General features: G+C 43.0%; 12 protein-coding genes. 11 read left to right on the top strand and 1 reads right to left on the bottom strand.

The annotated features are described in order from the left end of the window. Window positions 1-8 precede the first annotated feature (8 nt). From ACT3IB_RS08410 to ACT3IB_RS08380, 7 genes are all read left to right on the top strand, one after another. Entirely contained in the window at window positions 9-1082 is a 1074-nt protein-coding gene (locus ACT3IB_RS08410) for a CaiB/BaiF CoA transferase family protein (protein ID WP_491538560.1), read from the top strand. Window positions 1083-1191: 109 nt separating this feature from the next. Continuing rightward, window positions 1192-1815 (top strand): Crp/Fnr family transcriptional regulator, encoded by a 624-nt coding sequence (locus ACT3IB_RS08405; protein ID WP_491538559.1) that lies wholly within the window; start codon window positions 1192-1194, stop codon window positions 1813-1815. Window positions 1816-1884: 69 nt separating this feature from the next. Continuing rightward, window positions 1885-2148: a hypothetical protein gene (locus tag ACT3IB_RS08400; protein WP_491538558.1), complete on the top strand. Its 264-nt coding sequence runs from the start codon at window positions 1885-1887 to the stop codon at window positions 2146-2148. A gap of 1 nt (window position 2149) precedes the next feature. Then, entirely contained in the window at window positions 2150-2476 is a 327-nt protein-coding gene (gene trxA, locus ACT3IB_RS08395; RefSeq protein ID WP_491538557.1) for a thioredoxin, read from the top strand. After that, window positions 2473-2922, top strand: a complete 450-nt coding sequence (locus ACT3IB_RS08390; RefSeq protein WP_491538556.1) for an OsmC family protein — start codon at window positions 2473-2475, stop codon at window positions 2920-2922. The genes trxA and ACT3IB_RS08390 overlap by 4 nt, the downstream gene beginning before the upstream one ends. A 69-nt stretch (window positions 2923-2991) precedes the next feature. Further along, window positions 2992-3471, top strand: coding sequence for a Dps family protein (locus tag ACT3IB_RS08385; RefSeq protein WP_491538555.1), 480 nt, complete (start codon window positions 2992-2994; stop codon window positions 3469-3471). 110 nt (window positions 3472-3581) lie between these two features. After that, complete coding sequence (locus tag ACT3IB_RS08380; protein ID WP_491538554.1) at window positions 3582-3968, top strand: DUF302 domain-containing protein; 387 nt, start codon at window positions 3582-3584, stop codon at window positions 3966-3968. 7 nt (window positions 3969-3975) lie between these two features. Here the strand turns inward: ACT3IB_RS08380 and ACT3IB_RS08375 are convergent, their stop codons facing one another. Then, window positions 3976-5058: a 3-oxoacyl-ACP synthase III family protein gene (locus ACT3IB_RS08375; RefSeq protein ID WP_491538553.1), complete on the bottom strand. Its 1083-nt coding sequence runs from the start codon at window positions 5056-5058 to the stop codon at window positions 3976-3978. Between the two features lie 286 nt (window positions 5059-5344). Here ACT3IB_RS08375 and ACT3IB_RS08370 point away from each other — a divergent pair, with 286 nt between their 5' ends. The 4 genes from ACT3IB_RS08370 to ACT3IB_RS08355 all read left to right on the top strand — a co-directional run bounded on the left by ACT3IB_RS08370 (window position 5345) and on the right by ACT3IB_RS08355 (window position 12516). Further along, window positions 5345-6628, top strand: coding sequence for an acetyl-CoA hydrolase/transferase family protein (locus ACT3IB_RS08370; RefSeq protein WP_491538552.1), 1284 nt, complete (start codon window positions 5345-5347; stop codon window positions 6626-6628). Between the two features lie 183 nt (window positions 6629-6811). Beyond that, complete coding sequence (locus ACT3IB_RS08365) at window positions 6812-9535, top strand: Npt1/Npt2 family nucleotide transporter (RefSeq protein ID WP_491538551.1); 2724 nt, start codon at window positions 6812-6814, stop codon at window positions 9533-9535. A 7-nt stretch (window positions 9536-9542) separates the two neighbouring features. After that, complete coding sequence (locus ACT3IB_RS08360) at window positions 9543-10814, top strand: BamA/TamA family outer membrane protein (protein ID WP_491538550.1); 1272 nt, start codon at window positions 9543-9545, stop codon at window positions 10812-10814. 7 nt (window positions 10815-10821) lie between these two features. Beyond that, complete coding sequence (locus ACT3IB_RS08355; protein WP_491538549.1) at window positions 10822-12516, top strand: hypothetical protein; 1695 nt, start codon at window positions 10822-10824, stop codon at window positions 12514-12516. Window positions 12517-12519 lie beyond the last annotated feature (3 nt).

Genomic DNA, 12519 nt, shown 5'->3' with positions numbered 1-12519 from the left:
ATAGTAGGATGGAATCTATTTTTGGAGACTTAACTGTTGTGGAGCTTGCCGGAGTGCTTGCCGGCCCCGCCGTTGGAAATTTCTTCTCCGAGCTTGGAGCAAAAGTCATCAAGGTTGAGAATAAACGAAATGGAGGTGATGTGACCCGTCAATGGCGCCAGCCGGGCGAACCATCCGAAGGACCATCGGCCTACTTTTCATCTGTCAACTGGAATAAGAATTCCCTGCTCTTAGATCTGGGTGATACGGAGGATAAACACAAAGTTAAAGAGCTCATCGAAGAAGCAGATATTGTTATTACCAATTTTAAAAAAGGTGATGGTAAAAAGTTTGGGTTGACCTTTGATGCTTTAAAAGCAATTAATTCGACCGTAATACAGGGACACATTTCCGGCTTTGGGACAGAAAGCGACCGCCTTGCCTACGATCTGATTCTGCAGGCCGAAACGGGCTTTATGTCGATGAATGGGCAGCCCGATGGGCCGCCTACAAAAATGCCGCTGGCCCTTATTGATGTGTTGGCAGCTCACCAGCTGAAAGAGGGCATTTTGTGTGCTTTGCTCAAGCAAAAAGAAAAACCGGGACAGGCTTTTCGGGTAGACGTAAGTCTTTATGACAGTGCCATCTCATCACTAATAAACCAGGCTACAAACTGGCTGATGAATGGAAACGTGCCCGAGCGAATTGGTTCACTGCACCCCAATATTGCACCTTATGGCGAAATATTCACTACTGCTGATGACCGGCTGATAACGCTGGCCATCGGCAGCGACCGGCAGTTCCGAGACTTATGTAAGATTCTGGAGGCCGAGGAATTATCGAATCAGTCTGAGTATCGGTATAACGAAGCAAGAGTTGAGAACCGAAAAGAATTGTCAGACCTTCTGAAAGAACCTATTGCCAAATTTGAGGGCGATATGTTTTTAGAGAAATGCGAACATAACTTTGTGCCCGCCGCAGAAATAAAGGATCTGCAACAGGTTTTTAACTCTGAAAAATCCCGCCAGTTATTACTAAAAGAAGAGAAAGAGGGACGACATACTATCCGACCAAAAACGACGGTTTTTAATATCCAACAGTAGCACGCCTGTAGTGTAAAGAATACATTGATAGTTGCGACTATATATTTAGGATAATTCACTCTTTTATTTCTTATATTTCAGTCTGGTCGTTAATATTTTGATTGCTGATATGAAGTCTCCAACCGATTTATCATCTCTTACCTCTGCTCTGCAAGAAAATGTGGATCTATCTGATTTGGGAATAACGAAGCATTTTAATCCCGGGGATACCATTGTAACAGAGAATGCACCCGTACGATCTATACCCATTGTTACCAGCGGTAGTGTAAAAGTAATGCAATCGGATGATACCTATAAGGAAATGGTTCTGTATTACCTTCGCGCCGGAGAGACGTGCATTATGTCATTTTTGGCTGGATTGTATCATGATACCAGCAAGGTGAAGGCTGTCGCAGAGGAGGAGTCAGAGGTGCTGTTTATTCCTGTTGAAAAAATTCACGAGCTGATTCGCGAGCATCCCGAATGGCTGAATTATATTTTTCAGATTTATCATAAACGGTTTGAGGAGTTGCTGGAGGTTGTGGATGCGGTAGCATTTAAAAAGATGGATGAGCGTCTACTGCAGTTTTTACAAAAACGCTGCGAAGTGATGGAAACTGATACGCTGACGATGACCCATGATCAGCTGGCACAAGAGTTGGGAACCGCACGCGAAGTAATATCCCGATTGCTGAAAAAGATGGAGGCGGAAGGACTTGTAGAGTTGGGAAGAAATAAGATTACACTTGTGTGATAAAAGTCACTGACATTGGATGAATGGTCAATTATAATAGCGTTCAATTTGAAATTCGATTTTTGATAGATGGATAAGTCAATTAAATATACCTTGCTCAATAATTGGCACCCGATGCGCTGGGTTGCCCTGGGCATAGGGGTGTTATTTGTCGGCATGGGCGCCTGGCATATAGATATTGTATCGGTTTTACTGGGCGGATTTTTCTTGTTCCAGGCAGCGACAAATACCGGATGTCTGTGTGGCAATTGTGCAGTACCTGCACGGGCAACGACCGAATCCGGCAGTGGTAATATTGACGACATAGAATTCACCGAAATTAAAGAGGACTGATATGGCTGAGACGAAGAAAAAGAAAACGACATTTAACGATATAATTAACGGAGAAAAGCCGGTGCTGGTAGATTTCTACACAGATTGGTGCGGGCCTTGTAAAATGATGAACCCTATTCTGAAAGATTTAAAGAAGAGCATGGGAGACGCAATCAATATTATTAAAGTGGACGCAGAAAAGAATGCTGATGCTGCGATTAAGTATAACGTCCGCGGTGTGCCAACGCTGATTCTTTTTAAAGATGGTCAGATACTTTGGCAACAGTCCGGAGTGGTGCAAGCCAAGCAACTGAAACAGATCATTAATCAAAAAGTTGGACAACAATGAGCGAAAAAAAGCACGAGTATCAGGTAGATTTAGATTGGGAAGAGGGGCGCATTGGTACGTTGAGTTCCCCCGAACTTGATGATAAAATCGAAGTAGCGACACCACCGCAATTCGACGGTGGCGTAGAGGGCATATGGTCTCCCGAACATCTTTTTGTTTCGTCGGTAAGTAGTTGTTTCATGACCACCTTTGTAGCTATCGCCGAGTATTCAAAGCTAAAATTTGAAAACCTTAAGGTGAATGCCACCGGCAAGCTCAGTAATGAAGATGGAAAATTTGTGGTCTCAGAGATTACCTTGAATCCTGAACTCACGATAACCGAGGAGAAGTCTGCAGATAAGGCTAAGCGTATCATGGAAAAGGCCGAAGGGGCGTGCCTAATTACCCGATCCATCAAAACAGAAATTCATTTTAAACCAAAAGTGACCATTGCGGCACTTAAGTAATATTTGAGCAAATCGTTTCAAAATAAGAACAGCATTAATACATACTATTTAATCTAAGAACACAAAATTATGAGTGATTTAAATCAAATAGGCTTGAACAAAGCGAAATCAAAAGAGCTGGCAGAAAAACTGAATAAGCTTTTGGCAAATTATTCGATATTCTATCAAAATACCCGCGGATATCATTGGAATATCAAAGGCGATGACTTTTTTGAGCTTCACGTGAAGTTTGAAGAGTTGTATGATGATTTACTGGTAAAAATCGACGAGGTGGCAGAGCGTGTTTTGACTCTTAACCATTCTCCCAATCATCGGTACTCTGACTATATCGAACAGTCTGAAATTGAAGAAAGCAACCATGTATCGGACGGAAAAACGGCGGTTCGTGAAATTTTAGATGCATTTAAAACGATCATCACGCTGCAACGAGACATCCTGGAGTTGTCTGATGATGTGGGTGATGAGGGAACCAATGCCTTGATGAGCGATTACATCCGTGAGCAGGAAAAAGAAGTGTGGATGTATTCCTCGTACGTTGATGAAAACTAATGGATGGAACGCAGTTTTTGGAAAAGGCCTTTATGATAATTCATGAAGGCCTTTTCTTGGTAAGGTATTGCAGAAAAGACAATCAATAAATTATTAAAGCCGATCGAGTTATGTCATATTACTACAGCAAAACATTGGATGTTTCTTTTGAGGATGCGATTGATAAAACAACCGAAGCGCTCAAAGAGGAAGGGTTCGGAATTCTTACTGAAATTGATATTAAGGCAACTCTTAAAAAGAAGCTGGATGTTGACTTTAAAAAGTATCAAATTTTGGGAGCCTGTAATCCACCACTGGCTCACAAAGCACTTTCAGCAGAGGATCACATTGGATTAATGCTACCTTGCAACGTCATTGTTCAGGAGCATGAAAACGGAGAGGTTGAGGTTTCTGCCGTGGATCCCATTGCTTCTATGCACGCCGTCGAGAACGATGAACTCGGGGATATAGCTGAAGAAGTGCGTGGTCTGCTGAAAAAAGTGATAGAAAGTCTTTAACCCGTAGCTAAGGTGCTCGGTAGACCACAGAGTTGATATTCATACCTGCACCTACGGATGATAAAACAATTGCATCACCGGAATGTATCTGGTGATCATCCATTTGGCCGCGTAAGATAAGATCCAGCAAGGTGGGTACAGTAGCAACGGAGGTGTTCCCAAGCCACGATATTGTCATGGGCATTATATCATCAGGTACATCTTCTTTGCCATACAGTTTGCCCAATCGCTTTATAATGGCTTCATCCATTTTAGCATTGGCTTGGTGGATAAGCACTTTGTGAATATCTTCAAAGTCGAGAGCTGCTTTTTCCAGACTTGACTTCACCAAATCGGGCACGTTGGTGAGTGCGTATTGATACAGCTTGCGCCCATCCATATGCATGTACAGGTTATTATTATCGGCTTCGGGATCAAAGGGAGGTTCCATCCTCAAAAAGTAGGCTTCTTCTTTGGCGTCTGTACGTGCGGCATGACTTAGAATGCCAATCTCCTTATCTGTCTCTCTTGATTCTAAAACGGTAGCTCCGGCACCGTCGGCGTAAATCATACTGTCCCGGTCATTGGGATCGCAAATGCGCGAAAGTGTTTCAGAGCCAATCACCAGGCAGCTCGAAGCATCACCGCTTTGCAGGTAATAATTTGACTGAATTATACCCTGGGTCCACCCCGGACATCCGAATGGAAGATCGTAGGCTACACAATTAGGATTTTCGATTTCCAGTTTTTGTTTTACCCGCGAAGCAAGGCTGGGCACCATGTCGGTAACCGGAATATCGGCACGGACATCTCCAAAATTATGGCCAACAATGATATAGTCGAGCTCTTCATAATCTAGATCAGCATTGTGGAGTGCTTTTGCACCCGCCTCTGCTGCCATATCAGAAGCAAGCATGTCATCAGCTGCATACCGTCGTTCTTTAATACCCGTAATTTCCTCAAACTTCTGGATGATCTCTTCGTTTGATTTGTCATAAGGAGAACCATCCGTATTTAAAAAAGTACGGTTTAAGAAGTCTTTGTTTGTAACTTTCATTGGAGGGATATAAGATCCCGTGCCGGTTATAAAAGATCGATAGGAATGTGCCATAATTATCAATTACAGTAATAAAAGATTAAGAATGTTCTTTTAATGTTGATGCTGTATTGTGGCTATATTTTAGCCGAACTGCAAAAAGAAATACTCCTATAAAATACAAATTAATATTTAAAGGTCTTTTTTTCTGTAGTCTTCATATTGCTTACACACTAAAGTGATTATTTAGAGCTGATTTTGAGAGTTTTTTACTTTATGGTATGTATTGATACCCTTGCATTTAGAAGAGATTTAAAATCACCTTATTGATAACCATTAAATAGTTCAAGATCCCATTTTTATGTCTTACAAAGATAAGTACACTACTGCTGAAGAAGCCGTAAAATTAATAAATTCAGGGGATCGCGTTTTTATCCACAGCGTGGCAGCAGCCCCCCAACCGCTGATTAATGCCATGACGAATCGTGCTCCTGAACTCGAGAATGTTGAAATTGTTCATTTACATACTGAGGGCGACGCACCATATGTAAAACCGGAATACAGCGACACCTTTCATACCGATGCCTTTTTTGTGGGCGCGAATGTTCGAAAGGCTGTTAACGAAGGCAGTGCTGATTATCTACCTATTTTTCTAAGCGAGGTTCCGGGGCTGTTTCGCCAAAATATTATGCCGATTGATATTGCCCTTGTACAGGTTTCTCCACCTGACAAACACGGGTACTGCTCGCTGGGTGTTTCTGTGGATGCCACTCGTGCTGCATTGCAGGAGGCGAAACGAGCTATTGCCTTGGTAAATCCCAACATGCCGCGTACACACGGAGACGGTATTTTTCACGCCAGTCGATTTAATGCGTTGGTAGAGGGTCAGGGATCACTTCACGAATTAAATATCCCGGAGCCCAACGAGGTGGAAAGAAAAATTGGTCAAAATTGTGCTGATCTCGTCGATAACGGTGCTACATTGCAGATGGGCATTGGTGCTATCCCCAATGCTGTATTGGAAGCGCTTGACGGGCATAAAAATTTGGGTATTCATACTGAGATGTTTTCTGACGGGGTTATGGAGCTCGTTGAAAAAGGGGTTATCAATGGAAAAGAGAAGGCAACGCATCCCGAGAAAATTGTTGCCAGCTTTGTGATGGGAAGCCGTGATCTCTACGATTTTATGGATGATAATCCCATGATAGCTATGCTGGATGTTGAGTACGTGAATGATACCGCGGTAATACGACGTAATCCCAAAGTAACAGCGATAAACAGTGCGGTAGAAGTTGATATTACCGGTCAGGTATGTGCCGATTCTATCGGAACCTATCACTATTCAGGTGTTGGTGGACAGATGGACTTTATTCGCGGAGCCTCACTGAGTGAAGGCGGTAAGCCAATTATTGCACTTCCGTCGACTACCAGAAAAGGGCAAAGTAAGATTGTCCCCTATCTAAAGAAGGGTGCGGGCGTTGTAACTACACGAGCACACGTTCACTATGTAGTTACAGAGTATGGCGTGGCTAATTTATACGGCAAAAATATGCGTGACCGGGCTAAAGCACTTATCGATATTGCACATCCCGATCATCGCGAAGAGCTGAATAAAGCCGTTCGGGAGCGTTTTAAGCACGTTTAGTATTCTATCTTCCCAAACTAAGTAATACATCTTTGCCAAGCTCCATCTATTAGTATTAGGTGGAGCTTTTTTGATAGACAAGATTAAGCCTCTTCATAAAATATAACTATTAACTTTGTTTAGTACTTTATAAACAAAGTTAATAGTTTAGGGTTCTCATATTATTTATTTCAAGTACTTCTCATGAATTTTACAGAAATCGGCAAAGATTTTCGCGCACTTTTTTCACTCGATCCCGAGGTGAAAAGCCAGGCATTTTTGATGTTTGTGTACAATTTTGTGCTGCTGAATACGCTTTACTTATTAAAGCCGGTACGTGACAGTTTATTCCTTGAACAGGTCGGGGCCTATAATTTACCGTTTGTCTTTATTTTGACGGCCATCGCTGTTATTCCTATTTCAATTGGTTACTCACGCCTTTCTAAACGGCATTCCGTAGGATGGGTGGTATCAGCTATTACGCTATTTCTGGCGGCCAATTTATTTGTGATCTGGTTTTTTATAGAAATGAATAATGTCTGGCTGTACTATGGATTTTATATCTGGGTAAGCATTTACAGTGTACTGATAACCTCCCAGTTTTGGCTGTTTGCCAATACTATTTTCAATTCAGTACAATCAAAAAAGATTTTTGGCTTCTTAAGTCTTGGGGCAATAGCAGGTGGTGTTTCAGGGGGTGAACTTACAGCCATACTTGTCAATCAACTATCGCTGAAACCGGAATCATTACTCTTGGTATCAGCGGTTATCATTGTAGCAACCACTCCGCTGGTGTGGTTGATTCTCAGAAAGGACGACAAAACCGGGTTGCCCACAGGTAATAAAAATGAGTATAAAAAAGCTGATACATCGATTACGGCGAATCCCCTCAAAGAAATTTTGTCTCATAATCATCTGCTGCTGATTGTAGCCCTTATTGCAGTGACCGTAATGGTAACGACGCTTATTGATTATCAGTTTAAGACGGTAGCTGAAGCTGCTTATACAACCGAAGCTGCCCTGACCAGTTTCATGGGAAAATTCTATGGTCGGGTTAGTTTGATAGCATTACTCATCCAGCTTTTTATAGGTACGATTTTCACCAAAAAGTATGGCGTATCCGGTTCTTTGCTATTGCTTCCTCTTGCGTTGTTAATCAGCGCCGGTGGAATGTTGCTCGTACCCGGATTAATAGCAGGGACTATCAGTAGGGGGGTGGATCAAACCTTAAAGCACTCTATTGACCGTACCGGACGCGAGCTGCTGTTCGTACCTCTCCCTAAGGAGCTAAAGAATAGAGTGAAAGTTTTTATTGATCTTTTTGTCGATCACGGTGCTCAGGGACTCACAGGATTATTATTACTGGGACTGACATTTGGTTTAAAGCTTGATGTACAGGAAATATCAGTAGTGGTAATTACACTGCTTATTGCGTGGGTGGTGATCGCAAAGATGGCCGGCAATTCGTATGTGGATGTATTCCGCAACACTTTGAAGCGCAACGTTAAAGGCGATTGGGGGAAAAGCCCTAAAAAAAGAAGTCGATTTGATGAGGCCAATAAGGAAAGTATCCAAAAGTTGTTAAAGAGCGACGAGGAATCAGATGTGCTTTGGGCCTTAGATATGATGCGTAAGCAAGAGTTAGAAGTGGATAAGGGTTTACTCATTAGAAACCTCAAGCACTCCAGTTGCAAGGTACGCATCAATGTGGTGCAATTGCTGCGTGATCGAGAGCTCAGTGAATGGGTGGACGAGGTTATGGATTTAGCCTATGACAATGATGCTGATGTACGCATGGAGGCAATTCGATATGTATACCAATTTTATGAGGGTGACCGTCGGGAAAAACTAACCGTAGGATTGCATCACGATGATGCCCGCGTACAGGCCGTTGCCATGGCCCTTATTGCCGAAGATGGGGATGAAGAAGAGAAACAGCTGATTACCGATGAGCTATTAGAGGAGGCGGTACATTTTGAGGGAGAACATGCACATGAACTTCGCAAGCAGTCTGCAAAGGTATTGGGCGAAATGTATGATCGAAATTATGCGTATCTGCTGAAACAATTACTTCGGGATGAAAACCCATCCGTTGTTAAACAGGCTATTGAAAGTGCGGGTAAAACACAGGATCGACGATTTGTTCACGATTTGCTGCTACTTATGGGCAACGGGATATATCGGAAATCAGTCGAGAAAGCGCTCAGAAAATATGGTAGTAGAATATATGGAACCATGTACGATCATATGATCGATTCTCATTTGCCGGTATCAACGCGGCGATATATCCCATGGCTGTTTTCTCAAACAGTGAGCGAGGATTCTTGGGATATTCTTAAGATGAGTCTCAAATTTTGTTCCATTCCCATCAGGCACGGGGTAATTAAGGCATTGCTCCGGATGCGCAAACAGCGTCCGACGCTTCGGGTATCAGATGATATTATAGCGCAGAATATAGAACGAGAGATAGGCCGATATTCCAAGCTTAAAAAAGCACTCTATTTCTACCAACGTGGAAAGGTAAAACTATCAGATGAAGCGGATGAAATACTGGAATATGAGATTAACCAGACCTTTGAAAATGTTTTCCGGCTACTGAGTTTGAACAATGATATTGAAGATATTGATAACGCCTATAAAGCAATAGTCGGGGACAATCTGCGATTAAGAGCAGATGCCATAGAATTTATTGAAAACCTTATAACGTGGGATGTGCGCAAGTTGTTAATCCCTATTCTGGAAACTTATCATTCGAATAGATTGCCCGGTAACAGCTTTAGTAAAGCACTTACTGATACTGAAGATGTACTCTACTTCCTAAAGGGAATCTGCCACGCAGAGCTGGAGGAAAAATTAGCACCCAACCTTGAGCAAAAAGAAGTATCCGAACGAGAGGCGCAGATAGCAAAAGTTGAGGTCGAGAAATAGTATGCAAATGCTGAATTTCATAGGTGGTTTTATGCGCAAAAAAGTATGGGTTGTTATATTCCTGTTTGTTATTGGGGTTGTATATCCAGCAACTGCATTTCCACAATCCGGTGATTCCCTTAACACTGAAAGTGAAGATCCCAATACGAGACCTTATAAAACTGAGCATAGTATTGGCCAACACATTTTGGCGGCCCCATCGTATTTGTTGCACTGGGTTAGTCGTCCGATAGGCTACGGGATAAAATATGCCGAAGAGCATTTCCCACATTGGTTTGAAGGGGAGCGGGGTCCTTATGGATTTTTGCCGATGGTAGAGGTTGGAGGTGAAGAAGGTTTTGCGGCCGGCGCGCTTTTATATCATGATCACTTGTTTTTTAAGGATCACCGGGCACGGGCAGAGATGCTTTTTGGCTCACAGGTGTATAACGAATTTGATCTCCAATACCGGGTACCCATAAAAGGAGTTGAAAATGGCAGCCTCACATTTGAGGGCGAGTATGAAAATGCTCCAGAGCGCTCCTATTATGCAGATAACCGAAATGAAGATCTGAGTTACGCCAGTGAATTTGGAGGTATAGAAATAACTTACAGACAGCAGATGCAACGCTGGCTGCAAACCCAAATTAATGCAGGCTATTTTAATAGGACCATCAAAACAAGTAGGTATGAAGATGATGCTGAGGAGCAAATACCTGCCTCGCTGTTAGGTAACAGTCAACTGTTTTCGGTAGGCAACCGTTGGATATTCAATCATAAAAATGGACGTAAGCGAACACTTAATGGAACACAATATGTTGTGGGCGGCAATTGGACACAGTCTATAGAAACGCATTCCCTGAGTTTTATCGAGTATTACGGAGCAATTCATCACTTTGTGCCGATTCCTGTCTTGCCCGAGACGCGCAGGTTGGGATTAAAGATACAGTTGCGTAAGCAAAATAATCTAGCCTCTCGCGATATCCCGTTTTATGAGCTTAATTCATTAGGTGGAACTCACAATCTACGGGGTTTTCCAAGTAAACGATTTCGGGCCAAAGGTACGCTACAGCTAACAGCCGAATATCGCTATCCAATCTGGGATTTTCTGGATATGGTGATTTTTATAGATGAAGGCCAGCCTTTTGATAGTTACGGCGACCTTTCGTTCGGTGATTTTAGATCTTCTTATGGCTTTGGGTTTCACCTGCTTTCGGATAACGGGCTTGCCTTTCGGTCAGAATTTGCATTCAGCAATGAAGGCGGACGATTCATTATCAGTATAACGCCTAATTTTTAGTGTAGATATGAAAGTTAATAACATACACCTCATTTGGATCGCAGGGCTTTTAGCCATTATGGTTATGCAGGGCTGTTCCACCACAAAGCCGTATGCTGAAGGAGATATTAAAACGTTTGATCCTGACACCACAACAATTGACCGGCCGAAAGAGCAACCGCAATACCAATATTGGGATCGCATCGACAATACCATTTTCCATCAGCTCGAAAAACCGCTGGATTTGAATCGTACGGTACGATATGTAGGTCGCAAACTTGGTGTTAGCGACAAGCGCCAGGCCGATAATGTAAACAAGTTGGATGAAGTGCCGGAGTCGAGTTGGTATACACGCCGTCATTATTATAACAAAATGAGTCCCGAAGAGCTGGCAGTCGGTCCTAATACCGTAGCACCTGATACGGCAGGACAATGGACGATATTCAGAGCCAAGTTGGAGGGAGCTAATTCAGGATTTTTTATCAAAGACGAAAACGAAAATCGCTACCTAATAAAATTTGATGGCTATGATTATCCAGAGTTAACAACTGCTGCAGAAGTCATTGGCACCAAGATTTTCTACGCAGCGGGCTACACTGTTCCCGAATCGGTAATTACCTACTTTGATCCCGAAAAAGTTACCATTCAGGAAGGGGTTACCGTTGTTGAAAACGGGGAAAAGCGTCCCATGACGATGACCGATTACCGGGCTATTGTTGCAAAACGTCCCGTTAACCAAGAAGGTAAGATCCGGGCACTGGCCAGCAAATTTGTGGCCGGAATTCCGGTAGGCCCTTGGAACTTTGAGGGCACCATAAAAGAAGATCCCAATGACCGTGTTGCTCATGAACACCGCCGCGAGCTCCGAGGGATGCGGGTGATCAGTTCGTGGCTCAATGATACCGATCGGCGTGATGCCAACACCATGGCGGTATATAACGATAACGGCTATATTGATCACTACGTGCAGGATTTTGGTAATACGCTGGGTGCCAATGGTACTTCTATCCATACACCGATACAGGGGCAGGCCTATTTGATTGATCCCCGATATATGTTGGTTTCAGCCTTATCTTTGGGAGGCTATCTTACTCCCTGGGAAACGATTGAAGCTGAAGTTCCGTATCCGGCGGCGGGTTACTTCAGAGCTGATGTGTTCAAGCCCGGCCGATGGGTGCCTACCCATCCATTACCGCCCTTTGAAAATATGACCCTTCGCGATGCGTTTTGGGGAGCAAAACAGGTGATGAGTTTTTCGAATGAAGATATCCGAGCCATTGTAGCAACAGGCGAATACACCAATCCCAAAGCAGAGGAGTATATCGTAGAAACGCTGATTGCCCGACGCGATAAGATCGGTCGGTATTGGTTTGCGAAGATAAATCCGCTGGATCGGTTTAAGGTTGAAATAAAGAATGATAGCCTCCGACTTTCTTTTGATGATTTGGCCGTGAGCAGCAACTTGGTGGATGCTTCGGTCCATCATTATGCAGGAAAGGTTAAAATGAAACGAAAAACCTTGGTTGATGAATTGAATGAGAATAGGCCGGAGTTTACGGTGGATTTGAAGGAGACGGTTCCAAATAGAAATCAAAAAATTATTCTGGAATTTGTTATTCGGACACAAGGAAAATTTATTTCTGGGGATGATAAAAGTGTAGAAGTGTATGTTGAAGTGAAAGATGAAGAAAGCAGGGTCGTGGGAATTCAGCGTGAAGAGTAAAAG

It is taken from the genome of Fodinibius sp. GM21, assembly GCF_058386955.1.
Note: the sequence above shows the minus strand (reverse complement) of the source record. Positions and strands in the feature narration are given on the sequence as shown.

Bases quoted from the DNA above. Each gene is read 5' to 3' on its own strand.
- ACT3IB_RS08390 (WP_491538556.1), top strand. From the start codon at position 2,473: ATGAGCGAAAAAAAGCACGAGTATCAGGTAGATTTAGATTGGGAAGAG.
- ACT3IB_RS08360 (WP_491538550.1), top strand. From the start codon at position 9,543: ATGCTGAATTTCATAGGTGGTTTTATGCGCAAAAAAGTATGGGTTGTT.
- ACT3IB_RS08410 (WP_491538560.1), top strand. From the start codon at position 9: ATGGAATCTATTTTTGGAGACTTAACTGTTGTGGAGCTTGCCGGAGTG.
- ACT3IB_RS08400 (WP_491538558.1), top strand. From the start codon at position 1,885: ATGGATAAGTCAATTAAATATACCTTGCTCAATAATTGGCACCCGATG.
- ACT3IB_RS08405 (WP_491538559.1), top strand. From the start codon at position 1,192: ATGAAGTCTCCAACCGATTTATCATCTCTTACCTCTGCTCTGCAAGAA.
- ACT3IB_RS08365 (WP_491538551.1), top strand. From the start codon at position 6,812: ATGAATTTTACAGAAATCGGCAAAGATTTTCGCGCACTTTTTTCACTC.
- ACT3IB_RS08375 (WP_491538553.1), bottom strand. From the start codon at position 5,058: ATGGCACATTCCTATCGATCTTTTATAACCGGCACGGGATCTTATATC.
- ACT3IB_RS08380 (WP_491538554.1), top strand. From the start codon at position 3,582: ATGTCATATTACTACAGCAAAACATTGGATGTTTCTTTTGAGGATGCG.
- ACT3IB_RS08385 (WP_491538555.1), top strand. From the start codon at position 2,992: ATGAGTGATTTAAATCAAATAGGCTTGAACAAAGCGAAATCAAAAGAG.
- trxA (WP_491538557.1), top strand. From the start codon at position 2,150: ATGGCTGAGACGAAGAAAAAGAAAACGACATTTAACGATATAATTAAC.
- ACT3IB_RS08355 (WP_491538549.1), top strand. From the start codon at position 10,822: ATGAAAGTTAATAACATACACCTCATTTGGATCGCAGGGCTTTTAGCC.
- ACT3IB_RS08370 (WP_491538552.1), top strand. From the start codon at position 5,345: ATGTCTTACAAAGATAAGTACACTACTGCTGAAGAAGCCGTAAAATTA.